Consider the following 25,809-nt stretch of genomic DNA (forward strand, 5'->3'; position numbering starts at 1 on the left):
ATTTTAAAGAGGTTCTATTGATTGTGGGAAGTTAAATATATTTAGAGGGTCATATTGAGTTTTAACCTCTCTAAGTCTTGGATAATTATCTCCATAATATTGTCTTTGCCAATCTATAATATCAAAATCAGTAAAACCCCTATAGGTTCCTATTCCAACAGAGTCTAACAAATCTTTAACATTGTTTGTCCAATTAACATTATCTTCTCTATCCATTTCTAAATCCCATGCAGATTTTATTTCTATTAGATACAATGAATTTCTATGAACAAAAGCAGTTTCATTTGGTTTAACCTTACTTACATTTCCATTAAGGCCTATAAACTCATAGAATTGTGTAGAATTTTTAGGGGCACTTATTAGTTCTGCTTCTAAACAATTTAATATACGTTTACTAAGGGGTGTGTATATAAAAGAACCTGTTCCCTTAAACTTCTCAGGGCCAGTGCAATCACTAGACCATTTTTCTAAAGCTTCTTCATATGAAATAGTTTCTATTTCTACAGATTCTGTTGGGGCCACCTTTAAAAGGGGCTCTATTATACGTTCTAATTCTTCTTTTCCTCCAAAGAATTGTCCACTTGATGATAATAAAATATCACCAGAAGATTCTTTTTTATATTCAACACTAGTTGTTAATCTCACATCAGCATAAGGTGTAAAGCTTTGCCAAGTATCTAATACGTCAACAAAATATTTAGGGTTCCAAGTTATAACATAAGTTGAAACATTGCATACGGGAGTGATCTTATAGGTTAATGAAACCACTACTCCGAAATTTGAAGCAAGTCCACCTCTTACAGCCCAAAATAAATTATCATTGGAATATTCATTTGCAACTATTTTCTCACCTTTATAATTTATTAATTCTATTTCTAATAAATTATCACAGGAAAGTCCTAACAACCTAGCTGCAAATCCAACCCCACCACAAGAAGTTAGACCGGCAAAGCCTACATCTGGGCATGTGCCAGAGGGTACAGTATAACCCTTGTTAACTAAGTCAGAGTACATCTTTCCAGTTGTTATTCCACCACCAAATTTAGCCTTATTATTCACTTCATCAATAAAAGTGTAATTAATATTACTAACATCTATTACTATTCCTTTATTTACGTTAGAATTGCCCTCATAATCATGTCTTCCATTTCTAACTCTAAAGGGAATATCTTCTGATATTGCATATTTCAATGTATTTATAACATCATCTTCAGAAAAACAAAAGACTATAATAAAAGGGAATTTTTTTATAGCTAGATTAAAATCAGTGCTAGCCTCCAAGTAGAGAGGGTTATCTTTAGAAACAACTCCACCTGTTATATACATTAAATATCTCCTCCTAAAATTATTCTTAGTACATACTATGAATTTTAATGGGACAGGTTTACAAATAAGAAAAATTCTTTGCTATAGATGAAATATGCTAATTCCATTACATACCAAAAGGATTTATATATATTGCATAGAATCTGTATATGACTATTTAAATTTATAGGAGGTACTAAATGACAGATTCAATTGCTTTAACAGATATTTTAATCCAACAAAAGTTTAAAGAATTATTAGATGCGAGGAAAGAGAAGAAGTTATATGACTTTAAAAGTGAATTAAAGAAAGAGCTTGAAACTATACTAGGAGCACTTAAGAATCCTGAGGAAAAGAAAAAAACAGAGAAATTATTACAGGAAATATAGTTAATAATCAGAAAAGGAGATTGATAATTATCAATCTCCTTTAAATAGTGTGCCTAGCATGGGCGACAGCTTTTAAGATATACTAGAACCATCCTATCATATTTAAGCTATTAACATTTGTCATTACTTGTGGGAAGGGTAAACCAAAACACTACTCCATCTGCTCTGTTGAAAACACCGCACTCTCCTCTATGTTTTTGTATTATGCTATTAACTATTGATAGACCCAATCCAGTACCGCTATTATTGCGTGATCGAGAATCCTGTGCACTATAAAAGGCATTAAATAGATGGGGTAAGTGTTCCTTAGGAATCTGTTTGCCACTATTATAGATTTCCACCTTAACTAAATTATTCTTTTGATTGGCGGTAAGTTGCAGTATACCACCAGGGCTAACATGGCGTATCCCATTGGAGATTAAGTTTTCCAAAACTTGAATCAATCTCCCTTCATCACCACAAACTTGTAATTTAGAAGGTGTCTCAACCGAAAGTTCGAATGACTTCTCACTTGGCATTTGAGAAAACTTATTCACCACCCCTTGAATAGATATGGCTAGATCAAAACCTTTCATGTTCATTTGAAATATCCCTGAATCTATATGCATCAAAAATATAATATCGCTAATCAATCGATTTAAATGATCCGTTTCCTGTAGGATAATTGATGTGAACTCTTGGGCCTCTTCCTTGTCTTTTGCCATACCTAGATGAAGTGATTCCGTATAACCTCTGATCAAACCTACAGGGGTTTTAAACTCATGGGATACACTAGCCAAAAACCGCTTTTGTAGTTGTAGCTCTTTTTGAAGGTCAGTATTGGTATGCTTTAAATCACTAATAGTGGAATGGAGCTTTTCAGATATTCTATTAATACTTTTGCCCAGTATACCAACTTCATCCTTTAAAGTTCCATGATATCGCTCTGAAAAATCCAAATTAGCAATCTTACTGGTAATTTCCGTTATCTCTAATATAGGTCTTACTATTCTTCGTGACATGTAATTGGCAATGATTACCCCTATTATTAAGATACCTATACCAATCATAAGGATAAAATCATTAGCAATAGCTACATTTTCACTAACCTGCTGCAAAGGCTGGGCAATCAGTAAAAAATGATCCTTCCTTAGCTGTGCCACTAAAGTGATATCATATTGTTTACTATCATCCCGTTTCAAGGCTTGATAGAATACCTTTCCATCAGTAAGCTCTTTTTCATTTTTTTTCATGAACTCTTTTTGAAACTTGGATAGATGTAACCTATTACCTTCTTTAAACTCAGGTGCCGATGAAAGGACTATATCATACTTTTCGTTAACAACCAGATACTTGTATCCATTATCCGAATTGCGCCTTCGTAAAATATCTAGAAATTTACGATCTGATATGCCCCGATACTCCTCTAATAGTTCCTCATATTCTTTAACAAAAGTTGCCTTGGTTTTAAATATATAGTAATCTTCAAGAAAAATAGAGTTTACCAAGATCATTGATCCAATTAATAGGGTCAATAAAACTACCATGGCTAACATCCATTTCATTGTTATGGATTTCATTAGTCAACACCTCTATAAGAATATCCTTTATTTCTCAAGGTCCTAATACGTTTTCCTATCTCGCCTAATCTGGCACGGAGGCTCTTAATGTGGGTATCAACTGTTCTGGGATCCCCAAAATAATTATATCCCCATACTTTGTCTAAAATCTGCTCGCGAGAAAGGACAATGGACTTATTAAGTACTAAACACATTAAAAGTTCATACTCCTTTGGTCTCAAGGAAATCCTTTTGTCATCAATGTAAACAGAGTTTGTTGATTCCTCAAAAGCCATGCCTTCATCATGGAATTGCTCTTGTTCATTTCTTCGTACTCGACGTAGTAACCCACCCACACGGGCAATAAGAACTTCATGTGAAAAGGGTTTGGAAATATAGTCATCTGCACCCTTTTCAATACCGTGAACCTCATTAGTTACATCCCCTAAGGCAGTTAACATTATAATGGGAATACTGGATTTTTCTCTAATCTCTTGGCAGGTTTGCCAGCCATTGAGCTTAGGCATCATAACATCTAAGATAACTAGATCAATATCATTACATTGGTTTAATATATCTATGACCTCGTTGCCATCACTGACAGTGAGCACCTCATAATTTGCCTGCTCTAGAAACATCTTAACAAGTCTTCTGTAATTGGCTTCATCATCAGCAACGAGTATTTTACCTATCATCATAAAGTCCCCTTTCAATCTATGGAGTAGATGGAGTATCGCCCTAAATAACCTATGGGGTACTCTTTGGATATATTATAACATTCTTAATATCTGAAGAAGGTAATAAAAACCTAAGAATATGAAGTTCTTTCGTTCTAGGCCATATTCCTATTGGAGAAATGACCTAGAATAATAACCCATCTTCATTTACGAAGATGGGTTATTGTATTATCAGATACTTATTTAAAGAGGAAATCTGTATCAATGATATTAGGCATCTCAATAGGTTCAGAGTATAGGAAGGCTCCTTCAACTTGGTAATCATCCAGATTTCTAAGTTTTATTAACTGCTCCTTTTGTTTCTCTGTCAAAGTCTTATATACCTTACTAAAATGAGTAGCATAACTGTGCACAATCTCACCGTCAAGTTCACCATATTTTCTAGATAGCTGGATCACAGTTTCCTCATCAACATCGTTACCCTTCATAAACTCGCGTAATTGTTTTGCTATTGTTCTTCTTGTTTCAACGATTTCAAGGAGTTCATCCCTTTGAATATCTACTAAGTCCGTAATTAGCTTTTTCTGCTCCTCTGTCAATATATTTAAAAAATCCTTACCACTATCACCTGTGATATTAGTACCAATAGAATAGTCAGGGTTACCCATAGCCGGAATATCCTTCATATAAAAAGAACCAAAATAAGTTCCATGTCTTTCAGGGCAGAAGTATGTATCGCTTTCAACATCTCCTGCATACCAGCTAAACATCTCACTGGCATAGGTCATGACTAAAACGTGTTGTTCGTGAGTCATTTCTCTCTTATCGATCTGATCCTGTTTTGTGGGCCATGTCAACGAACTACCCTCAGCCATTTTATCAAGATAGGTTCTTTGCTCATCATCCAATGAATTGATAATATTTCCAAGTACCTTTGCTCGATTATAGCTAAGTAATCCATCAATTTCATACAAATCACTTGAATAATCAGTCACTGCATTTAGACTTAAAGCAGTGGTTTCATTCGGCATATTGTCTCCAAGTAGTCGGCGGAATGCCTCCATCAATGGGAAACGACTATACCCGTAGTCTTTAAGAAGCTCTTCCTGTTCCACAGCTAAGGTTTTTAACTGATCAATCTGTGAATCATTTAAAATATATAGAACATTATTAGCAACACGTGGTACAAAAGTCGTGTTGTGTCCAAGCTCTCCTGCATCTACATCTCTAAGGTATTGAAATCCAAAGAAGTCTGATACTTTCCCAGGAGGAAAGAATGAATCGCTACCCAATTCGCCAGTAAAAAATGCAAGGGCATCAAAGGCTATAGTATGCAACTGGGCATTGTCTGAAATGGCCTGCTGAACAGAATAACGCTGACCAGGTTTTTTCTCAGTATTTTTTTCAGGTTTTTCTGTTTTATTCTTTGGCTGGTTAGTATTCTTATTCTTGGGTTGATTAGCATCTTTATTTGATGAAGGTGGCGGATCTAATCTACCGATTATAGTTGGATCAAAACCTGCTGACTTAATGGCTTCCTCTAGTTTTTTACCACCTTTAAAGCCAGCAGCTCTGAATGATTCATTAATGGCCTTAGCCTCTTCTACAGTTAAAGCCGAAAAATCATAATTGGATAAGATAGACTTAATTTTCTTCACCATATCTTCATCTATTTTCTGTACTTCTACACGTGCTTGCTCCTCAGGTTCAACAGCTTCTGGTTCCATGGTTGAACATCCAATACTACTGAACAACAAGCCTGTAATAATCAACGAATTAATAAATTTTTTCTTAAACATAATTTTTCCTCCCTCAAATATATTTTTATTCTTTTTAGCTTTCTTATGGCTATTATAAAAGAGTTATATGAGAACCATGTGATAACTGGAGTTTTTTTGTAAAAAAATATTATGTAGTCTCAAATAGCTTTGTTTATTTAAACACAACAGAATCAAATAATTCATATTATGGTATGTAAATAGTAATCTGAAAGGAGACAGTCAAAAATGACTTTATCCAAATTTGTAGATGAACTGCCAGTAATTAGAACTCTAAAGCCCAAGGGCATGATGGATGGGGTTCCTTATTACCAAATAAGAATGCAGCAATGTAGACAGAAGCTCCATAGAGATCTTCCGAGAACTACTGTATGGGGATTTGAAGGGAATTATCCGGGACCAACTATTGAGGTTAATAGGGGGGAATGGATAAAGGTTAAGTGGATAAATGATCTTCCACAAAGACATTTGCTTCCTATTGATACTACAGTACATGGTGCTGAAGCCAACAAACCTAGAGTAAGAACTGTAGTACATCTTCATGGGGGAGTGGTACGGCCAGAAAGTGATGGATATCCAGATGCATGGTTTACTAGGGGATATAGACAAGTAGGACCTCTTTTTACCAGAAAAATATATGATTATCCAAATAGACAACGTGGGACTACCCTATGGTATCATGCCCATGCAATTGGTATTACACGTCTTAATGTATATGCAGGATTAGCGGGTGGATATATAATCCGTGACCCCTTAGAAGAATATCTTAATCTTCCTAAAGGACCCTATGAAATGCTTTTGCTCATTCAAGATAGATCCTTTAATGCTGATGGCTCCCTTTATTATCCCATTGGGCCAGAGCCACCTGTACCAAATGTTTGTCCTTCTGTAGTTCCTGATTTTTTCGGAGATAACATATTAGTTAATGGAAAGATTTGGCCATATTTAGATGTTGAACCAAGAAAGTATAGATTTCGAATTATAAATGGCTCAAACTCAAGGTTCTATAGAATGAAACTTTCTTCAGGTCAGCCCTTTTATCAAATCGGAACGGACGGAGGTTTGCTTAATACGCCTATTATAACGAAACAGATTTTATTAGCTCCTGCGGAACGTGCTGATGTTATAATAGATTTCTCTAAATTCAAGGGCCATAATATTGTGATAACTAATGACGCTCCTTCACCATATCCAAGGGGAAATCCTGTTAATGTGGACACTGAAGGCCAGATTATGCAATTTAGAGTATGTCTTCCACTTTCAAGCTATGATTTTAGCATTATCCCATGTAGGTTAAATACAATAATACCTTTAAAGGAGAGCTGTGCAAGATTAATAAGGAATCTTACCCTTGTAAGAGAAACTGATAAATTTGGAAGGGCATTTCTTCTTCTTGACGGAAAGCGATGGGATGATCCAATTACAATTAAACCGCGACTGGGTAGTATAGAGGTTTGGAATCTAATTAATTTAGCAAACTCTACTCATCCAATACACCTTCACTTAGTTAATTTTCAAATTCTAGGTAGACAACCCTTTCATGTTGAATACTACAATAAAACTGGGCAGATTCTTCCTACTGGACCAGCAATATTACCTGACCTTAATGAAAGGGGATGGAAGGATACAGTAAGAGCAAATCCTGGTGAAATTACTAGAATAATTATGAGATTTGTTCCATATGCAGGCTTATATCCTTGGCATTGCCATATACTAGAACATGAAGACCATGAGATGATGAGACCCTATGAAATTATAAATTGAATCTTAAAAGCTTTTAAGATACGAGGGGTTATTCCAAACTGTCCCCTTGTATCTATTCTTATAGATAATAGGAGACAATTTGATATTGACAATATATGCTATAATCATAAGTAATATATTATTGAAGAAACTTTTACATATGTCAGGTTTACTGATAGTCATGTACAGAGTGGATTAGTTATGAGAAAAATTTTATTAGGACAGTATTTCAAAAGTATTTTTATATATGAATTAAAGGAAATAAATTTATATATTAGATGTGGGGGCGGATTAAATATGGATACAAAATATGTTATTATTATTCAGTGTGATATTGCACACAGGAGATGTAGTGGCTTTGCCTGTACAAATGCTTTTTACAATAAGGAAGGAGCATTTGAAAATTATGATGAAGGTATAAAGCACATTTCTTTTACGTGTGGTGGATGCTGTGGAAAAGGCTTAGCAGCTAAATTAGAACATTTTGCTAAAAAATCTAGAAAAATTAATAACATAAATAAAAATGAAGTTGTCATTCACTTATCTTCGTGTATAGTAACTGATAATCATCATTATGATAGATGTCCTCATATTGATTATATTAAAAGCATTATAGTAAAAAAGGGATATAAAAACCTAGTAGAAGGTTCCTATTTAAGTAAAAATGCTCAGAAGAAAAGAGATCAAGGCATATATACTTCTTATTAAAAAAATATAAAAGTGATTAAACGTCGTTACGCTATTTACTGTAAAAGGTATTATAGGTACGACGTTTTTTTAGTATATTTCTTTAGAGCGTTGTGTTATAAGCGAATGCTTTTTTAGAGAATCTAAGATTGATAAAAATCTGACAATTCAAATTATTCAAAAAACATATTGCGAAAAATAATCGAAACTGGTATACTAGTTTCAAAGAGAAATGATAAAAAAAATAAAAAAGTGCATAAAACATAATGGGGGAGAGGTGAAATTTAACAAAACAATGATAAATATAGGTAAAATCATAAATATTTAATAAACGCTAAAACATTTTGGTATACCAGAAGAGACGGTTATTCTTCAATTTGTTATATTGAAATCTATAAAAAGCAAGCGGTGTTTGTCTAAATGATTTTAATATGATTAAATATATGTATATATTTTTAGCAAATACTGAGTTTAAACAGAGATGCTACTTTATAGATTATATATGAAAAAACAAAGGAGAATAATTATGGGAAATTTAAAGATGACAGATGAAATTTGCAAGGACATTAAAAATAAAATTTTAGTTGGAGAATTAAAAGAAAACACAAAAATTAGTGAGAGATATCTTGGAAACCTTTATGACACATCAAGGACAACAATTAGGAGTGCAATTAATAAACTAAAAGATGATGGGTGGCTTTATGTTCAAGCAAAATCAGGCACATATGTATCACCTGTAGATACGAAAGCAATAAGTGATAACTTTCAGGTTAGATTGCTACTTGAACCCAATATGCTTTTACTGGCCATACCTAACATTACTAATGAAGACATTTTGCGTTTGAAAAAAAATTGTGACTCCATGGAAAATGGTGATACTGAAAAATATGGCTATTATGAAGCTGATAACCATAATGTAATAAAAGAAAAAACAGACAATAAAGTTATTGTTAACATTATAAATGATATGATGGATAACATTTTAAGAATAACTTCTAAGACTTCATTGTTAGATAAAAGAAAAGAAGCAAGTATAAATGAGTGGAGAAAAATAATTCATTATCTTGAATTAGGTGATGGATATATGGCCAGTCAATATATGACCCAACATATAATTAACTCATCAGATACATTTAAAAAAAATTTTCATATTGACATAGATTCATAAGATGATTAGATCCTCCTAATGGATCATCATAATATGAATTTAGAGTACAATATGATGACTAATTTTTAGGAGGATGAAAATATGGAAAAATTAGAATTTTTATATTTATCAGAAGAAGATATTTTAGGTCTTAATATTTCATGGGAAGAGGTATTTGGGAGTGTTGAAAAAGCTTTAAAAGAACATGGTGAGAAGACAGTTGAAAATCCACCTAAACCTGGTGTTCATAGTTTAAGCAATTCATTTATACATGCTATGCCAGCATATCTAGAGCAAATGCAAGCCATAGGATTAAAATGGGTGAGCGGATATCCACCTAATCGTGAAAAGAATTTACCCGTAATAAATGGATTACAGATAATAAATTGTGCACAAACAGGTGTACCGTTAGCTGTAATGAATGCAACTTGGACTACAACTGTAAGAACTGCTGCAGTATCTGCCGTAACAGCAATGCGCTGTGCTAGAAAGGATTCAGAAGTAGTTGGAATAATAGGAGCAGGAGTTCAAGGGAGAATTAATATTATAGCATTGAAAAAAATATTACCACAAATTAAAAAATGTAAAGTTTATGATATATTCCCAGCTGCTTCAGATGGTTTCAGAGAGGAAATATCAAAAAAACTAGATATTGAAATTGAAATTGTAAGTAGTCCTGAAGAAGCTGTAAGAAATTCAGACATAGTAATAACAGCAACTCAAAAACTACCAGAGCCAATTGTTAAATATGAATGGCTGAAAGAAGGGGTCTTAGGACTTCCGTTAGAATCAAGTAGAGCTTGGACCAATGAGGCTTTGTTTGGAGTTGATAAATTTATTAATGATGATTTAGAACAAGCTAAATTATATCAATCACAAGGAGCATTTTCAGGTGGAATCCCTGAGTTACATGCTGAAACTGGAGAGGTTATCGCAGGATTGAAGGCAGGAAGGGAAAACGATACCGAGAAGATAATCGCAATGAATATAGGCTTAGCCTGTGAGGATATTTCTTTTGGAAAGTATATATATGAGAAGGCCATGGAAAAAGGTGTTGGAAGTAAACTACAACTTTAAAAAATTCAAAGATTAATAATTAAAGGAGGTTTAACATGGAAAATTCCTCGAAAAAAAGAGATATAACCTTTATTGAGGCTTTTGGTATGATTTTAGTGTATGTTGCAGTCTTTGTATGGGGTAAAGGTAAGTTCCCAACAGGTATGGCCATATTAATATGTGCATTCTTTTCAGCAGCTTATGGTGTATGGGTACTTAAAACCAGTTGGGATGACATATTTAAAAATATATTAAAAATGTTTGATATGGGAATGCCGGCTATCCTCGTGTTACTTATGGTAGGTTTCATAAGTGCTTCCTGGCTTGCCTCAGGTACCATACCAGTTCTTATTGTATACGGATTAAAAATATTAAATCCATCCATATTTTTAGTGGCAGCATTTTTAGTTACGGCAATAGTAGCTATAGCCACAGGTTCATCCTGGACTATTGTAGCCACATTTGGAGTTGCCTTAATGGGTATAGCAAAGGGAATGGGAATTCCTCCAGGAGTTGCTGGTGGTGCCATTGTTAGTGGATGCTGGTTAGGAGATAAATGGAGTCCCCTGTCAGATACTACCAATCTAGGAGCTGCAGTTACTGGAGAAGACGTATTCTCTGTATTTAAATATAATTTCCACACTAGTGGACTAGGCGGAGTTGGTGCAGCGATAGTATTTACCATTGTAGGGTTTAAGTATTCAGGAGGTGTAATTGATTCTGGTAAGATCCAAAGTTTATTAGATGGAATTAATGGATTATACAATATTAATGCCCTATTATTACTACCGATAGTTGTTGTAATATACTTTGCTATAAAAAGAAAGCCTGTACTTCCAGTACTAATGTTAGGGGTAGTGGTTGGAATAGCTTTAGCTGTAATAGTACAAGGAAAGGATTTGGCACAAATCATAAATGCATTATATAATGGATATGTTACGGAAACAGGAGTTACAGAAATTGATAAGTTATTAAGTGGTGGAGGACTCCTATCTATGATGAGCGTAATGCTGATAATTTTCTGTGCATTTGTTTTAGCAGGTACTTTAGAAACTATTGGAACGATGGATGCTTTAGTTACTAAGATGGGCTCATTAACTAAAACAAGAGGACCATTAGTGCTTACATCTTATATTACATCAATATTAGCCACGTATTTAGGAGGAACTGCTTATACGGGAGTAATTCTGAATGCTGGAATGTATAGAAGTGCCTATAAAAAAATAGGTTTAGCTAATATTAACTTGTCTAGAACTGTATTAGAAGGATCAGGACATACAAGTGCGTTAGTTCCTTGGTGCGGAAGTCATGTTATAATTTATGCCACTCTTGGAATCACTTGGGCAGATTTCTTACCTCATTATTATTCTTTCTGGGTTTCATCTGCTTTGCTTATAATATATGGATTTACAGGATTATTTACTAAGAAATTAGAAGAAGAGGAAATGACACTAGAGGAAGTAGAAGTAGCTCAAACAATAATCTAAAAGTGAGATGATAAGATGTTAAAACGCAAACCTACATTTTTAGAATCAGTTTCAACATTATTAGTAATGACGATTATTTAAAGATCTCTATATTGATATGGGACTTCATCCTAAAAATCTATCTAGAAGTTTAGAAGATGCAGGAACAATGTTTAATTGTTTAATCCCTTGGAGTAGTGCAGGCGTATTTTATATTGGAGCATTAGGAGTATGGCCAGCAGATTTTTGGATATGGGAAATACCCTGTTATTTGAGTATAGGACTTGCAATTTTTTATGGATTTACAGGTATTTCAATTGCAAAACTTGGTCCTAATGATAAAAGATATTTAAATCATAAGCAACAGATGAATGGAAAAAAATTATAACTAAAAATAAAAAGAAACTTGGTAAATATGTTATCTGACAAAATGGAATACATACATGCCAAGTTTCTTTTTATTTATATCCTATAAATTTTATAAAGAAAAGAATATTACAGTCTATAATTTTATTATGATAAAATTACTTTATGATAGAATAATCAGAGGGGGAATTATAATGAAACAAGTTTATGCGCCAGGTTGTGCGCTTATGATTTATAAGCCACAACTTGCTGAAAAAATATCAGAATTTTTAAATAAGGATTTGGAGAATATTCCTAATCATATGATTTGTTGTAAACATGAGCCTAATTTAGAAAAGGATACAAAGGTACTTAACACATGCCCAGGATGTGATAGACGATATAGAGAACTTTATGAAGGTATATCAACGGTGTCCTTGTGGGAAATATTAGCTGAAAGTGATACATTTTCATTTCCAGACTATGAGGGTATGGAAATGACTATACATGATGCCTGTCCTACTCGTACAGAAGAGAGGGTACATATTGCAATGAGAAAACTTCTCCAAAGGATGAACATTAAGATTATAGAACCTAAAAATACTCGTACAAAGTCTATCTGCTGTGGAGATAGTTTTTACGGAATATTGACTGTAGAGAAGGTTAAAGAGCAGATGAGAAAACGTTCAGAGGAGATGCCCTGTGACAATGTGGTAGTTTATTGTGTTTCATGTATTAAGTCAATGCATATTGGAGGTAAAAAACCACGTTATATTGTAGATCTTTTGTTTGGAGAAAATACGGACATTGGTACATTTGAGCCTGATGAATGGCATGATGAAATACAAAGGTTTATAGATGCACATTAATAGGGGTATAGAAGAAAGTGGGGATAGGTTAAGGGATAATAAAACAACATTATTAATCGCGGATGTACAAATAATTAAACACCACCATGGTATTTTAGGTGGAAGATTTGTAGAGTTAAAAACTACTAATGAAATTGATTTTACAATGTAATGTATAATAGATCATATTATTTAAAAATACAAAAAGACATTTTACTATAAAATGTCTTTTTGTATTTTTAAATAATCAGCTGTACATACTATAAGCTAAACTATACCATAAGTAAAGGTGATATTTCATTTAAATCCACAATAAGTAGACTGGCAAATTAAAGGAGCTAAGATTATGACAGAAAAAAATATAGAAAAAGATCCTATCTATAAAAATAAAAAGACAGGTGATGGAGGAAATTCCAAGTTTCATAATAGGGACTTTACAGATAGTAATGTTATAAGAGATTTTAGGAACTTTTTGAACGAAGAGTCAAATAAGTTGTTAAAAGAATTAAAACAGGAGTATTCATTAAAAGAAATAGAGATTAAAGGAGTCCCTGCTGTTTGGATAGACACTTCCAACTCTAATAAAAATAAAGGGGTTATAATATATCTTCATGGTGGAGGATATATGAGTGGAAATGTGAAGAATTACTGTACAATTCCAATTCAGCTTTCAAATGCTATAGGGATAAAGGTATTATCAGTTGATTATGGTCTAGCTCCTGAAGATCCATTTCCAAAGGGTTTGGAAGATGCACTAAATATATATGAATATCTCCTAGAAGAAGGATATAGTTCTAATAATATTGCTATTGCTGGAGATTCAGCAGGTGGAGGCCTTGCTGTAGCAACTGTTTTAAAACTAAGAGATTTAGGATTAGATTTACCAGCTGCTTTAGGGCTATTTTCACCTTGGGTTGATTTAACATTAAAAGGAGATACAATAGAAACTTTAAAAGAGTACGAAACCATATTAAGTAAAAGACAATTAGAAGGATCAGCAAAAATTTATGCTGGAAAAGAAGAGTTAGATAATCCTTTAATTTCTCCAATTTATGCTAATTATAAAGATTTCCCACCTATGATGATTTTAGCAGGAAGTCGTGAGGTGTTACTTAGTGATTCAATGAACTTAGCTAGAAAAGCAGCACTTAATAATACTACTGTAAATCTTATTGTATGGGATAACTTATATCACGTTTTTGCAGCAGATTCGAATCTTCCTGAAAGCAAAGAAGCCATAGAAGCATTAGGAGTATTTTTATTAGAAAAGATGAACTATAAAATATAAGTAACAGGATTGAATAAGTTATACAATTGAAAATCACCGTTGCATCCAATACGGCAAACCTTACCATAAGTAGCCATGTTTTTTTTCATATGTTTACACATTCAATACATGTAGAGACTGTATTACTACTTAGAAAAATTGATCAATGACTTTGAAAGAATTATTGTAAAGCTAGATAGTTAAGTAATCAAGGTGTGTTAGATTTATTGAAAATGAACAGTATAATCCCCTATCAAAAGGTTTTTGATAGGGGATTGTTTTATATGGTATTTCCCTTAGATTTTTTCATATATCAAATGGGTTCATTTCATACTCCTTAATTTATTATAATCACCTTTGAAAAAGATACAATTCTTGATACAAGGTGGTAGCACATAATTTGTAATTACTTGATGTTTTAGAACCATCAAGATTTATTATATGCTCTTAATAAATAACTTTAGCGGGACATTTTTCTACACATCTCTTGATGGTTATATTAAAAGCGTTCCATGATATTTTTTATGTTCGTGATTATGAAAAAATAGTTTGTGCTTTTTTATAAAAGTTCATATTGACAACTCTTTATAAATGATATAAAATTTCAATTGAGAATTATTATTCATGAACGGCTGACTTAATAATTCAATACATAATAAAAAGGAGACGTTATTATAATGTTTAATAAGAAACTTAATTTAGCAATATTAATATGCATAATTGCAATTGGTATGCTTACAGGTTGTTCTACAAATGAAAATGCATCACAGGAGGTAGCCGAGTTAACTTTTGAAGAATGGGCAAATCAAGAGCTGGTATGGCCAGAATGGGCAGAACCTATCCAAGTTGAAATAAACGAAGAAACTAGGAAAGGACCTACTTCTGTAAGAAAAACCTTTGATATTGAAACAGCTAGAGAAAATATAGCTAAAATACGTTATTTAGTAGAAAATAGTGAAGATACAGATGAATATCCATATCATAATATCTGGAAAAGTAATCTAGGTAATGGTTTATTAAAATTAGGTGAAAATCATCTTGCTTACCATTATTTAAACGAAATAGTGAACCTTTCTCCAGATGCCAACTATGGAACAGAGAAGGTAGATGGCAAGAGAGTTATAGAGCCTATAGGAGAGACTTTAGCACAAAAAATTGCTCACGGTAGAATGTTAAAGGCTATTGCAAAAGCTGGATATGGTGATGAAGTTATGTCAAGATATGAAGAATACGATTATGAAACAAATGGAGAAGTATTCTCATGGCAATTAACTTCTGCAGCTTGGGCAATGGGACTTATAGGTGAAGAAGAAGAAGCTTATAAACTTTTTGAATACGGTATTAGTCCAGAAAATTTTAATGACTTGAAACCTTGGCAAGCTAGTTCAAATGTACTTGCAGCTTCCTCATATGCATATGCAAAAGGAGATTATGATAAAGTTTTTGACTTTACAGAGAAGTTGATTTTAGAAGGAATTGACTCAACTAATCCAGCGTATTTTCTTGATAACGACCTTAAATCAGGTCGTAAAGCAAAATACTTTAACCGTCATTGGAAGTCATGCTATCAGTTAGCTGAAGGTTTTAGAGAATTGGCAACAAAAGCAAAAAATGGTGAGATTGCAACTTTTACAGATTTAAAAGATGGAGTATACACTAGTAGTAATACGGGTTACATGTTAACGCCTATTGATGTAACTGTAACAGTAAAAGATGGTAAGGTCATAGATATAAAAGCAACTCAAGAAGAACCTAGAGAGGATAGATCAGGAACGGCCCTTGAGTCTTTACCACCAAGAATTGTTGAGGCACAATCTTTAGACGTGGACGTTATTTCATCAGCAACAATTTCTAGTGAATCTATTAAAATGGGTGTAGCAAAGGCTTTACTACAAGCTAAAAAATAATAAAGAAGCTATATGAAATTAGCAAATATGTTATTAATTTAAAAGAGATTAAGAGGGTGGAGTAAATCTTACATTTAAAACACCCTCTTTTTTTATGAGGTGAATATGAAAAAAATCGGACTTATCAGAAAAATAATTCAAACTATTGCATTTTTGCCAATAACTGTAATTGCACTTAATAACCAAACTTATTTCTCTGTATTTATACTAATACTTACAGCAATAGGTGGAGCCTTTTATTGTGGTTATCTCTGTCCATTTGGATTTCTACAAGAGATAGTGTCTATTATAGGTAATAAACTTAAGATTAAGAAAAAAACTGTACCACCTAAATTAAATTCTATTTTAAAGCTAACTAGATATATACTTTATATATTAGTCACAGTACTAAGTGTAAGTGCTATTTTTATACTGCTAAGATATGATGCTAGAAGTAATCTATATTTAGTTTTAATTGGAAAACAGATTAACTATGCAATGATTATTAGCGTTATAATGTTTTGCACACTTTCACTTTTTTATAAAAAACCTTTCTGTAATTACTTTTGTATAAAAGGTGCTGAATATGGATTACTCAGTATTTTTAGAGTTTTTAGCATAAAAAGAAATACCAAATCCTGTGTTAACTGTAAGTTATGTGACAGAGCTTGTGAGATGGGTATAACTGTTTCTACTTGTAATTCAGTTAATTCTATGAACTGTATTAATTGTTTTGAGTGTATAAAAAAATGCCCTATCAAGAATACTCTAACATTTGGTCTAGTGCAACCGAATCTTTTAAAGAAAAAAGTTGCTTTTGCTGTATTGATAGGAGCCATATATGTTGGTGCACTTCATTCAGACTATTTTTTAAAAACATCAATAGTAGATGCTAATGTAAAAGCTGTTGAAACTAGTAAAATTGTAGAAGAAACAACTAAAGAACCTGAGGTTGATAATGCTACTTATTATATTGGAGAGGCAAATGGGTATAATGATTTAATTAAAGTTAAAGTAGGCATAGAAGAAGGGGTTATCACTAAAATATCCATAGTAGACCATGATGAAGATTGGGATTGGTACACTAAGGCTAAAGGTCCTATAATAGATGCAATACTAGAAAAACAATCTGCCGACGTGGACACTGTAAGTGGTGCTACTTTTACATCAACAGGTATAATAGAAGCAGTAAAAAAAGCTCTTGAAGGAGCAGAATTTAATAAATAAAAAAACAGAGGCAGCTCTGTTTTTTTATAGCATTTACTGTTTAAGTACTACTCTGAATCCAACGTAATCATTAGCACCTCCTGTACCTGCACTAGTTGTATAACTATTTGCTACAGCTCTTGTAATTACTGCTCTAAGGCATTGGAAACTGATTTTGCAACTAGTGTAGTTACTAAAACAGGTAATGACCATTTCATATTTAGAGTGGTAAGCAGATAATTAATTAAAGAAAGTATAAAAAATAATAAGACAGAAAAAGCCATGAAGTAATAAACTTCATGGCTTTAATTATTCAATAGTAATAAGTAGTATTGACAATAAAATTATACAATTGACACTAAAAGAATGCAATATTTAAATATACCACAACTTAAATGATTTATCAATACAAAGTTACGAAAAGTTTAAAAGGAATGTTTTTTATGGAGAATGGTAAAGGAAGTATGACAGCAATTGTATCAGCATTTGGTCGTGCATATCATGCATTATATGATGAACCAAAGATCTTTAATGATTATTTGGCAGCACAATTTAATTACAAAACTGTAAGTTTAATAATATGGAACTTTTGAGGAGGAATGTCGAAAACTGCAAAATGGTATGATATAATTTGAATATATGTATGATTGTAGTACATATATTCCTGATGTCCTTTTGAGACTGAACATATTAATATAGAAAAATATTTATTAGTGAAAGGAAAAGTATCTTTTAGATTGGAGATTGATATATGAAGAGGGAAGAAAATTACTTGAAAAAAGAACTTTATAACCTTGTTAAAGAAAACTCAAAAATATTTGAATTTATACAATCCGGATCATTAGATGGTATATGGTATTGGGATTTGGAAAATATAGAAAACGAATGGATGAGCCCTAGATTGTGGGAAACATTAGGTTTTGACCCAAAAGAAAAAAAGCATTTAACTAGTGAGTGGCAGGACTTAATTCATCCAGAAGACTTAAAAACTGCTTTAAACAATTTTGAAAAACATTGCAAAGATCCTAATCATCTTTATGATCAAATTGTTAGGTATAAGCATAAAAATGGATCTACAGTCTGGATAAGATGTAGAGGTATAGTCATAAGAGATGAAAATTTCAAACCAATTAGGATGTTGGGTGCCCATACTGATATTACACAAATTAAAAAATTACAACTTGAACTTGAAAAGCAAAATAAAGAACTCTTAAAAAAGCAAAAAGAAATTGAAGAATTGAATAAAGAATTAGAAAAGGAAGCAACCATAGATGTACTTACTGCTCTTTTAAATAGACGTGCAATAAATAGAATATTAGAATTTGAAAAAAATAAATCATATAGATCTATAACAACTTTTACAATTTTAATAATTGATATAAATAGTTTCAAGAAAATTAATGATAGTTATGGACATCTGGCAGGAGATGAGGTATTAATTAATTTTTCTAGAAATTTAAAAAGTATATTAAGAAGACAAGACGTTGTATCTAGATGGGGCGGCGATGAATTTTTAGTTCTTTTACCTGAAACCAATGAAAACCAAGCAAGAGTAGTAGTGGCAAAAATCAATGATGAATCAAAAAATTGGACTCTTAAGCATAGAGGAGAAAATATTAGCTACTCAATAAGTATTGGAATAGCGGAATATTTAAAAGATGAAGAAATAGATGATTTGATTAAAAGAGGAGACCAATCCCTTTATAAAGAAAAAGCATTGTTTCATCAAAATGATGAATAAAGTTACAATAAATATGAAATGTTCTGTTTTAATACACTTATTTATTGGAATGATATTACTTTGAAAAATATTTAGATTTATAATCATACCACTTTATTTAGAAACAGAAAGTAACATATAGTAGCTAGAGAACATGATTTAATTCCTGGAACTGTTAGAAGGTGGGGGAGGGAATCTAAAAATAATTAGGAATCTGCTTTTAAACTGCTTTTGTGGTTAAAATATTAATAATAAGGTTGTTGAAAACTTAGAAATATCTATACAAGGGATTTAGCAAAAAAAGAACCTACTATAGACGATAAATTAGAAATAGCTACAAAGTGGATAAAAGCTGGATATAAGGCTACATGTGTACTTAAGGTAGTAAGGTTCTTTATTTCTACTGGCTTTAAACTATCAAGCTTTAATATTTCTCAAGATGAAACACTAAAAATCCATGTCCTTGATTTTTATTTTACACAACTAAAGTAATTTAATGAGATAACAATAAATATTTGAGTTATTTACTAGTTAAAATCTCTAGTGAATTACAAATATGATTGTACATAGTTTGTTTTGCTTTATGAGCTTCCTTAGTTTTAAAATAGTTAAGTATTTCAATGTGTTCTTTGTGGCCATTTTTAATAATAGTTTCATTTAGATGTTCAAGAGTTACTTTTTCTCTTTGAGCAATAAGCTGATTAGAGATTGAATCTAAAAAGTCTCCTATTACACTATTTTTTGAAATTTTTGTTATTTGATTATGAAACGCGAATCCAATATTGAATGTATACTTTTTATTTCTTAGAGCTACAACTTCTTGTTCTATAATTTTTTCAAGCTTTTTGATATCTTCATCAGTTGCTTTATTCACAGCTAAAAATGTTAATTCAGGTTCAATTATTAATCTAGTTTCCATTAATTCAAATATAGAAGATTCTTTCTTTGTCAAAGACATGGATTGCATGTTATTAATAATTATTAGAGCATCCTCGGAAACGTATGTTCCTTTTCCTGCCTTTGAAGTCAAAATTCCTATCAAAGCTAATGCTTTTAAAGCTTCACGCAGAGAGTGTCTACTTATCCCAAAATGTTTTGACAGTCCTATCTCACCGGGCATTTTATCCCCAGGTTTCCATTCGCCTTTCTTAATCATATCTATTATCTGAGTTGAAACCTCTTCATAAAAGTGTTTGCCTGTAATTGATTTAATCATGAATTACCTCCATAAGCGTTTGTTAATATTGTCTAGAAAAAAGTAACTACTAAGTTTATTTGAGAAAAGTGCATAATTATAATTTTAAAAACTTTCTAACATATATTTATATAAAAGTTCTAAAGACATACTACACATATTGTGCAATTATCTTATTAATATAAATATAATACTTTTTGAAAGAATTTCAAAGAGTTTTTATTTTTTATCTTGTATAATGATATTGAAAATTTGAACTTTTACTACAAAATCTTTAGATTTGATAAAAAAATGCCTTTGTTAAAAGGCATTTTTAATAAGTATTTCAATGCTACTAAGCAAGTATTATCTAATAACATGTAATATATTAAGTATCAGCTTTGACTTTGTCGGATTTGGTTATAAGACTAAACACTACCATCGTTATTAATGATGTTATTAGACCTGCTCCAATCGCAGGTACTGACATTGCTTTAAGAGATGGAACTAATGAGAATAGTAAAGCTGATCCCACTCCACTAATCATACCGGCAATAGCTCCCTGCGTAGTTGCTCTTTTCCAGAAACGACCTAGGAATAATGGGAATAATAGTCCTGAAGATGTAAGTGTATATCCTAAAACTAAAACTTTTAAAACCATAGGAATATAAATACCGATAATAACACCAACTACACCTAGTACTATAATAGCTTTCTTAGAAAATTTCAATATATCCTCATCAGTGGCATCAAGATTAAATATGTTTTGATAAAAGTCTCTTGTTATACTTGCTGACGTACTATGCAATGCAGAGTCAGCAGTAGAGACTATTGCAGCAACTATTCCTGCAAGCATTATTACTGAAGCTGTTTTAGGCAATAAGTTTGTAATAGCCCAGCTCATTGCCATCTCCTTATCTGCTAAATCTGGCGCTAATTTGTATATTGCCATACCTAGTAATGAAGCCCAAGTACCTGCTAAAACACAAGAAATTACAAGATTATATAAGCCCTGTTTTGCAACTTTGGTTGATTTAGCTGCGTAAATTCTCTGATGGTAAATTTGAAGAACCATCTGTCCTGGCAAAACAGCCAGTATCCATCCCCATACTACAGATTTTCCAGGGGCAAATAACCCTAGATTTGCTTGAGGAACAGCTGCGAAAATTTCGTTAAACCCACCTGCCTTAACAACGGCAATTGGAAATAATATCAACATACCAAATAACATTAGTCCAAGTTGAGCAACGTCAGTATAAGCAACCGCAATAATTCCACCACTCATAGTATAAATTACAACAACAACTGCAGAAATTATAATCCCAACATTTATAGGAATTCCAGTTAATAAATTCATTATTTTACCTGCAGCAATTGGCTGGGATACCCACCATCCTAAGGTTACAAGTGTTGCAGTAACTGATGTTACAGCCCTTAATGTTTTGGAGTCACCATACATACTGCACATCCAGTCTGTGGTTGTATAAAAGTCCTGTTCTCTTAACCAACCGGCTACTAAAGTTGCTAAAAGTAGAACTCCTATTGCGGTAGCAATTCCAGTATAAGCAAATTCCGCAAATCCGTATTTATAACCAAGACCTACATGTGCTACCATCATCCCGCCTCCAAAGGCAGAAGCTACTTGTGTAGCAGTAACCGTAAGAGTATTAAAATTTCTACCTCCTACATAAAAATCAGCAGCAGTTTTTTGTTTTTTTGCAGCCCATGCTCCTACTGCAAGCATTGCTCCCAAGAAACCCAATAACACCAATAATATAGTCCAATTAATCATATACATCCCCCTTGTATAATATAATTTGTAGTCAGTTGTACAATTCTACAACCATTGAAAACACTATAAAGTTTACATTATAAAGATTCTTTTGAAGACTTTGATAAAGTAATCAAAGCTATAAGCTAATTAAAGTTATCCTTCAAATACACAATATTTCCCATAATTAACGTTTCAATAAACTTTTTAACTTCTACTATATTTTGGATTTTCCAATGTCACGCATTAATTACTCCCGTTCAATTGATTATTTTCTATAAAGTGCTATAACTAATAGATCATCAACACTTTGTGTTATCTGAAGAAGCAATTGTTCTTCCTGTACCTATTAGAATTAGCTTTTTCATGTATAAATCCTTTTCAAATGAGAGATTATTATAGAATTTTTATTTTTTATTCTAAGTTCTACTAGCCCAATATGTTAGATTAATAGATTTCTACACTTCTGACAATGCTATATTTTCTCTTTTTCCCGTTTGAACATAATTAATAATTTCTTCAGAAGTCATACCTGAAAGACCAACATTTTCAACAGTTCTTCCTGTTGTAGTAAAATCTTTATCCAGTAAGTATTCACCTAACTCGATAATTGTTGCCATTCTTTCAACATTTACTCCTAACATCCTACCTAATGAAACCAATGGCACTAATCCCATAGGGATATCTTCTGTGATATAACGAGTATTAAGATTTTTCTGACCTTTTACACCTGCGTATGCTTTAGTTTTTCTAACAACATCAGTTAACGTCAATGCCTCTACATCATATTGGCGTTTATATACTTCAAAAATAGATTCTACTTTCAAACCTAAAGCTTTAGCTACATTAAGTCTTTCTTTATCCATTTCTTCAACAAAATGACCAATAGATGGAGTGATACCATCCCAATAATATAACCAGTCATGTTTAGATTCAATCATGGATGTATTTAGTAAAGTTGGAGCAGGATGCACCATAGGCTTAACATTCTCTAGGCTTATTTCCATAACATTGGAAGCAGGATATATTTGAGGTAATGCAGTATTTAACATCTTAACAACTCTTTCTGTCTCATTAGATGGAAGCGCAGCAACTTTTAATCTATTCTTAATACCTAATATATTGACATGACCTTTCTCTTTACAGCGACAAGCATAAAGAAGTGTTTCAGCATCTGCAATAACTGGATTAGCTTCACAGCCTTCTTCTAACAATACCTTTTTGAACTCAAAAGCACCAAAAGTTGAACCTGGATGTAGGAATACGATTTGATCATCTTTTAAATATGGTGCACAATTTTTAGCAATTTCCTTATGTGCCAATGCTGGAGTAACTATTGCAATTATATCTGCACCATTAAGTGCCTCAGTTATGTTTGTTGTAGCTAGTTCAAGCTTTCCAAAGCCTTGAACTACACCCTCTACTTTAATTCCTCCCTGTTTTTTTATTTCTTCAATGGTATCTAAGAAGATATCATATATCTTAACAGAAAAACCCATAATAGCTAAGTGGCCTGCCATTGCCTGACCACCATTTCCACCTCCAATAATTGACCATTTTAAACTTTTTGCATACCAAAATTGTTTGGTCACCATTATCCACCTCCATTTAAAGATTTGTTGAGTTATATAATTTATAATGATTTTGCTGTGCAACATGTGCAACCTGTTCAACAAGTTATAACCATATGTTAAGGCAAATTTTGGAATAAATCAACCAGTATTTAGAAAATTGTGAATATTAAACAAAACACATTGATAGGTTTGATAAAATAATTAGAGTTTAGAAAACACATGATTTTCAAGGAAAATTCATATGAAAGGATTATTATGTAGGCAAATGAATATAAATACAAACAAAAAGTAATTTTAAAGATGGCTAAGAGAATATTAAAAGGGAAAATAAAAAAATATTAGATCAAGGAAAACTGAAAAGTTAAATTAGTATAATATACCAAAAGTCACTAATAAAAAATGGAAAAGAAGTTAAGAATCTATTATGAAGGTACATTAATTATGTGATAGTGAGAGAAAATAGTCGTTCAAAGGTATTTAATTTTAGAAGGGACTAGGACTTTTACTATAAAGGAGAAGTCTTTTTTGAGAAAAGGTAAAAGGTGAGCTAATCCAATATGATAGATATGATTATAGAACTATAATAATGAATATTTAGCAAACTATAGGCAATGAAAATACTTGACAAATGAAAGTATATAGAATAATATTTGTATATACAAATATCGAAGGTGTGAATTCTATGACAGAAAATTTACTTAGTTGTTGCTTATATTTTACAGCTAATAAATTATCCAGAATAATAACAAAGATGGCAGAAGAAGAATTTGTAAAAACAGGAGTATCGCCAAGTTATGCATTTTTATTAATGACTGTTTATAGTAATCCAGGAATATCGCCTAAAGAAATTTCTAAGGAACTGCACATTGCTCCATCAACTATTACAAGATTTGTTGATAAATTAGAAGTTAAAGGTTTAGTAAATAGGGAATTTAAAGGTAAAAATTCTTTTATTTATTTAACACAAGAAGGAAAAGAGCTTCAAGTAGAAATCCAAAAATGTTGGAAAAGTCTATATGATAGATATTCTGAAATACTAGGTTATGAAGATGGAGATGCATTGACTTTGTTAATTAACGAAGCAGCTGGAAAATTAGAAACAAAATAAATTAGTCAAAATATAACTTGAATTTGAAGTGAAGATTCAAGTTATAAATTTGAAAAATATTTAGTTGTACATACAAATATAGACTAAAGTTACAATTAAGAAAGAATTTATACCACGTTATTAAAAAAGAAATGAGAAGGGGAATATAAAATGAAAAAGAATTTAGGTGAAGTAAATGCACTATATCCCACACCGGTTGTATTGGTGGGGACTGAAGTTGATGGAAAGGTAAATTATATTAATATAGCTCATATAGGTATTATTGATATGAACACATTATCTTTAAGTATGCATAAATCACATTATTCAAATAAAGGGATTAAGGAAAAGATGACTTTAAGTATAAATATTCCTTCCGAAGATATGGTTGTAGAAGCTGATTATGTAGGTATAGTATCTGGGATGAGAACTGATAAATCAAATGTTTTCGAAAGTTTTTACGGAGAAATAAAAGGAGCACCTATGATAAAAAAGGCACCAATAAATATGGAGTGTGAAGTTATTGATATTATTGATATGCCAAACCATGATGTGTTTTTAGTAAGGTCTAAAAATACTTATTGCAATGAAGAAATTCTTACTAATGAAAAAATAGATATGGCAAAAGTACAACCTATGCTATTTGATATGCACTTAAGAAAGTATTGGAAACTTGGAGATGCTTTTGCTGATTGTTGGAAAGTTGGGAATATGTACAAAAAATAGAATTATCTAAGATGTATCATAGAAAAAATTTAAATAGGTATTATGATTGTTAGATCAAATCATACTATTAATAAAATTATCCCTATTAGGTAGGCATTTATAGTCTAATCTAATAGGGATAATTTTATTAGTAAGGGAGAAAAAAATATAGATAAATTACTATGTGTATAAATATACTTTGTTTTTGCACATATGTAATAGTAGCGCAAATATTAATTCTGCAAGATTTTAATTCCATATATCATCCTTTATATTATTAGATAAAAAAGTGACAAAAAAATCTAGTAAAATTATGGAATTTATTGTATAATTATGATGTTTTAAGTAACGAATTGAAGAGTTTTGAAAATAGAAGGAAACATTGAAATAGTTGCTATACAAGTAAAAAATACATTGGACTATTTATCAGAAAATTCATA

The 25,809-nt window shown here is 31.8% G+C and carries 22 protein-coding genes and 1 pseudogene; 16 read left to right on the plus strand and 7 right to left on the minus strand.

Features of this window, described 5'->3' with window-relative positions; all coding sequences use genetic code 11:
* Positions 1-3: 3 nt before the first annotated feature.
* Entirely contained in the window at positions 4-1,326 is a 1,323-nt protein-coding gene (locus tag CCE28_RS15530; protein ID WP_095134648.1) for an FAD-binding oxidoreductase, read from the minus strand.
* 179 nt (positions 1,327-1,505) lie between these two features.
* Here CCE28_RS15530 and CCE28_RS15535 point away from each other — a divergent pair, with 179 nt between their 5' ends.
* The gene (locus CCE28_RS15535; RefSeq protein WP_095134649.1) at positions 1,506-1,694 is read left to right on the plus strand and encodes a hypothetical protein; all 189 of its coding nucleotides are present in this window, start codon (positions 1,506-1,508) and stop codon (positions 1,692-1,694) included.
* A gap of 110 nt (positions 1,695-1,804) precedes the next feature.
* On the opposite strand, the gene CCE28_RS15540 is transcribed toward CCE28_RS15535, so the two are convergent.
* From CCE28_RS15540 to CCE28_RS15550, 3 genes are all read right to left on the minus strand, one after another.
* Positions 1,805-3,229, minus strand: a complete 1,425-nt coding sequence (locus tag CCE28_RS15540; protein ID WP_176461864.1) for a sensor histidine kinase — start codon at positions 3,227-3,229, stop codon at positions 1,805-1,807.
* 23 nt (positions 3,230-3,252) lie between these two features.
* Positions 3,253-3,930 carry a response regulator transcription factor gene (locus CCE28_RS15545; protein ID WP_095134651.1) on the minus strand — a complete coding sequence of 226 codons (678 nt, stop codon included), beginning with the start codon at positions 3,928-3,930 and terminating at the stop codon, positions 3,253-3,255.
* Between the two features lie 218 nt (positions 3,931-4,148).
* Positions 4,149-5,708: a Spy/CpxP family protein refolding chaperone gene (locus tag CCE28_RS15550; protein ID WP_095134652.1), complete on the minus strand. Its 1,560-nt coding sequence runs from the start codon at positions 5,706-5,708 to the stop codon at positions 4,149-4,151.
* Between the two features lie 207 nt (positions 5,709-5,915).
* Here CCE28_RS15550 and CCE28_RS15555 point away from each other — a divergent pair, with 207 nt between their 5' ends.
* The 13 genes and pseudogenes from CCE28_RS15555 (at position 5,916) to CCE28_RS15605 (ending at position 19,079) form a co-directional block, all read left to right on the plus strand.
* Positions 5,916-7,451: a multicopper oxidase family protein gene (locus tag CCE28_RS15555; protein ID WP_095134653.1), complete on the plus strand. Its 1,536-nt coding sequence runs from the start codon at positions 5,916-5,918 to the stop codon at positions 7,449-7,451.
* Between the two features lie 180 nt (positions 7,452-7,631).
* Positions 7,632-8,138: a CGGC domain-containing protein gene (locus tag CCE28_RS15560; protein WP_330396872.1), complete on the plus strand. Its 507-nt coding sequence runs from the start codon at positions 7,632-7,634 to the stop codon at positions 8,136-8,138.
* A gap of 505 nt (positions 8,139-8,643) precedes the next feature.
* Positions 8,644-9,285, plus strand: coding sequence for a GntR family transcriptional regulator (locus CCE28_RS15565; protein WP_176461865.1), 642 nt, complete (start codon positions 8,644-8,646; stop codon positions 9,283-9,285).
* An 81-nt stretch (positions 9,286-9,366) separates the two neighbouring features.
* A complete protein-coding gene (locus CCE28_RS15570; RefSeq protein WP_095134655.1) occupies positions 9,367-10,341 on the plus strand; it encodes an ornithine cyclodeaminase family protein in 975 nt (324 codons plus the stop codon).
* 35 nt (positions 10,342-10,376) lie between these two features.
* Entirely contained in the window at positions 10,377-11,807 is a 1,431-nt protein-coding gene (locus CCE28_RS15575; protein ID WP_095134656.1) for a Na+/H+ antiporter NhaC family protein, read from the plus strand.
* An 85-nt stretch (positions 11,808-11,892) separates the two neighbouring features.
* Positions 11,893-12,174, plus strand: a pseudogene (locus CCE28_RS15580) (Na+/H+ antiporter NhaC family protein); the annotation flags it as partial.
* A 172-nt stretch (positions 12,175-12,346) separates the two neighbouring features.
* Complete coding sequence (locus tag CCE28_RS15585; RefSeq protein WP_095134658.1) at positions 12,347-13,000, plus strand: (Fe-S)-binding protein; 654 nt, start codon at positions 12,347-12,349, stop codon at positions 12,998-13,000.
* Entirely contained in the window at positions 12,990-13,151 is a 162-nt protein-coding gene (locus CCE28_RS22320; RefSeq protein WP_176461866.1) for a hypothetical protein, read from the plus strand. The genes CCE28_RS15585 and CCE28_RS22320 overlap by 11 nt, the downstream gene beginning before the upstream one ends.
* Positions 13,152-13,325: 174 nt before the next feature.
* Entirely contained in the window at positions 13,326-14,267 is a 942-nt protein-coding gene (locus tag CCE28_RS15590) for an alpha/beta hydrolase (RefSeq protein WP_095134659.1), read from the plus strand.
* A gap of 656 nt (positions 14,268-14,923) precedes the next feature.
* The gene (locus CCE28_RS15595) at positions 14,924-16,153 is read left to right on the plus strand and encodes an FMN-binding protein (protein WP_095134660.1); all 1,230 of its coding nucleotides are present in this window, start codon (positions 14,924-14,926) and stop codon (positions 16,151-16,153) included.
* A 105-nt stretch (positions 16,154-16,258) separates the two neighbouring features.
* Positions 16,259-17,359, plus strand: a complete 1,101-nt coding sequence (locus CCE28_RS15600) for an FMN-binding protein (RefSeq protein WP_095134661.1) — start codon at positions 16,259-16,261, stop codon at positions 17,357-17,359.
* 422 nt (positions 17,360-17,781) lie between these two features.
* Positions 17,782-17,931, plus strand: coding sequence for a class I SAM-dependent methyltransferase (locus tag CCE28_RS21885; protein WP_141228377.1), 150 nt, complete (start codon positions 17,782-17,784; stop codon positions 17,929-17,931).
* Positions 17,932-18,089: 158 nt separating this feature from the next.
* Complete coding sequence (locus CCE28_RS15605; RefSeq protein WP_095134662.1) at positions 18,090-19,079, plus strand: sensor domain-containing diguanylate cyclase; 990 nt, start codon at positions 18,090-18,092, stop codon at positions 19,077-19,079.
* Positions 19,080-19,578: 499 nt separating this feature from the next.
* Here the strand turns inward: CCE28_RS15605 and CCE28_RS15610 are convergent, their stop codons facing one another.
* From CCE28_RS15610 to CCE28_RS15620, 3 genes are all read right to left on the minus strand, one after another.
* Positions 19,579-20,274: a FadR/GntR family transcriptional regulator gene (locus tag CCE28_RS15610; RefSeq protein ID WP_095134663.1), complete on the minus strand. Its 696-nt coding sequence runs from the start codon at positions 20,272-20,274 to the stop codon at positions 19,579-19,581.
* Between the two features lie 346 nt (positions 20,275-20,620).
* Complete coding sequence (locus CCE28_RS15615; protein ID WP_176461867.1) at positions 20,621-22,024, minus strand: sodium:solute symporter family protein; 1,404 nt, start codon at positions 22,022-22,024, stop codon at positions 20,621-20,623.
* A 437-nt stretch (positions 22,025-22,461) separates the two neighbouring features.
* A complete protein-coding gene (locus CCE28_RS15620) occupies positions 22,462-23,598 on the minus strand; it encodes an NAD/NADP octopine/nopaline dehydrogenase family protein (RefSeq protein WP_176461868.1) in 1,137 nt (378 codons plus the stop codon).
* 661 nt (positions 23,599-24,259) lie between these two features.
* Here CCE28_RS15620 and CCE28_RS15625 point away from each other — a divergent pair.
* The gene (locus tag CCE28_RS15625) at positions 24,260-24,685 is read left to right on the plus strand and encodes a MarR family winged helix-turn-helix transcriptional regulator (protein WP_095134666.1); all 426 of its coding nucleotides are present in this window, start codon (positions 24,260-24,262) and stop codon (positions 24,683-24,685) included.
* A 150-nt stretch (positions 24,686-24,835) separates the two neighbouring features.
* Positions 24,836-25,390: a flavin reductase family protein gene (locus tag CCE28_RS15630; RefSeq protein ID WP_095134667.1), complete on the plus strand. Its 555-nt coding sequence runs from the start codon at positions 24,836-24,838 to the stop codon at positions 25,388-25,390.
* Positions 25,391-25,809 lie beyond the last annotated feature (419 nt).

The sequence above is a fragment of the Anaeromicrobium sediminis genome, assembly GCF_002270055.1.
GTDB classification, from domain to species: Bacteria; Bacillota; Clostridia; order Peptostreptococcales; family Thermotaleaceae; genus Anaeromicrobium; species Anaeromicrobium sediminis.

What these genes read in the sequence shown, in the direction of transcription:
- CCE28_RS15530 (WP_095134648.1), bottom strand. Translation starts at nt 1,326, where the DNA reads ATGTATATAACAGGTGGAGTTGTTTCTAAAGATAACCCTCTCTACTTG.
- CCE28_RS15535 (WP_095134649.1), top strand. Translation starts at nt 1,506, where the DNA reads ATGACAGATTCAATTGCTTTAACAGATATTTTAATCCAACAAAAGTTT.
- CCE28_RS15540 (WP_176461864.1), bottom strand. Translation starts at nt 3,229, where the DNA reads ATGTTAGCCATGGTAGTTTTATTGACCCTATTAATTGGATCAATGATC.
- CCE28_RS15545 (WP_095134651.1), bottom strand. Translation starts at nt 3,930, where the DNA reads ATGATGATAGGTAAAATACTCGTTGCTGATGATGAAGCCAATTACAGA.
- CCE28_RS15550 (WP_095134652.1), bottom strand. Translation starts at nt 5,708, where the DNA reads ATGTTTAAGAAAAAATTTATTAATTCGTTGATTATTACAGGCTTGTTG.
- CCE28_RS15555 (WP_095134653.1), top strand. Translation starts at nt 5,916, where the DNA reads ATGACTTTATCCAAATTTGTAGATGAACTGCCAGTAATTAGAACTCTA.
- CCE28_RS15560 (WP_330396872.1), top strand. Translation starts at nt 7,632, where the DNA reads ATGAGAAAAATTTTATTAGGACAGTATTTCAAAAGTATTTTTATATAT.
- CCE28_RS15565 (WP_176461865.1), top strand. Translation starts at nt 8,644, where the DNA reads ATGGGAAATTTAAAGATGACAGATGAAATTTGCAAGGACATTAAAAAT.
- CCE28_RS15570 (WP_095134655.1), top strand. Translation starts at nt 9,367, where the DNA reads ATGGAAAAATTAGAATTTTTATATTTATCAGAAGAAGATATTTTAGGT.
- CCE28_RS15575 (WP_095134656.1), top strand. Translation starts at nt 10,377, where the DNA reads ATGGAAAATTCCTCGAAAAAAAGAGATATAACCTTTATTGAGGCTTTT.
- CCE28_RS15585 (WP_095134658.1), top strand. Translation starts at nt 12,347, where the DNA reads ATGAAACAAGTTTATGCGCCAGGTTGTGCGCTTATGATTTATAAGCCA.
- CCE28_RS22320 (WP_176461866.1), top strand. Translation starts at nt 12,990, where the DNA reads ATGCACATTAATAGGGGTATAGAAGAAAGTGGGGATAGGTTAAGGGAT.
- CCE28_RS15590 (WP_095134659.1), top strand. Translation starts at nt 13,326, where the DNA reads ATGACAGAAAAAAATATAGAAAAAGATCCTATCTATAAAAATAAAAAG.
- CCE28_RS15595 (WP_095134660.1), top strand. Translation starts at nt 14,924, where the DNA reads ATGTTTAATAAGAAACTTAATTTAGCAATATTAATATGCATAATTGCA.
- CCE28_RS15600 (WP_095134661.1), top strand. Translation starts at nt 16,259, where the DNA reads ATGAAAAAAATCGGACTTATCAGAAAAATAATTCAAACTATTGCATTT.
- CCE28_RS21885 (WP_141228377.1), top strand. Translation starts at nt 17,782, where the DNA reads ATGGAGAATGGTAAAGGAAGTATGACAGCAATTGTATCAGCATTTGGT.
- CCE28_RS15605 (WP_095134662.1), top strand. Translation starts at nt 18,090, where the DNA reads ATGAAGAGGGAAGAAAATTACTTGAAAAAAGAACTTTATAACCTTGTT.
- CCE28_RS15610 (WP_095134663.1), bottom strand. Translation starts at nt 20,274, where the DNA reads ATGATTAAATCAATTACAGGCAAACACTTTTATGAAGAGGTTTCAACT.
- CCE28_RS15615 (WP_176461867.1), bottom strand. Translation starts at nt 22,024, where the DNA reads ATGATTAATTGGACTATATTATTGGTGTTATTGGGTTTCTTGGGAGCA.
- CCE28_RS15620 (WP_176461868.1), bottom strand. Translation starts at nt 23,598, where the DNA reads ATGGTGACCAAACAATTTTGGTATGCAAAAAGTTTAAAATGGTCAATT.
- CCE28_RS15625 (WP_095134666.1), top strand. Translation starts at nt 24,260, where the DNA reads ATGACAGAAAATTTACTTAGTTGTTGCTTATATTTTACAGCTAATAAA.
- CCE28_RS15630 (WP_095134667.1), top strand. Translation starts at nt 24,836, where the DNA reads ATGAAAAAGAATTTAGGTGAAGTAAATGCACTATATCCCACACCGGTT.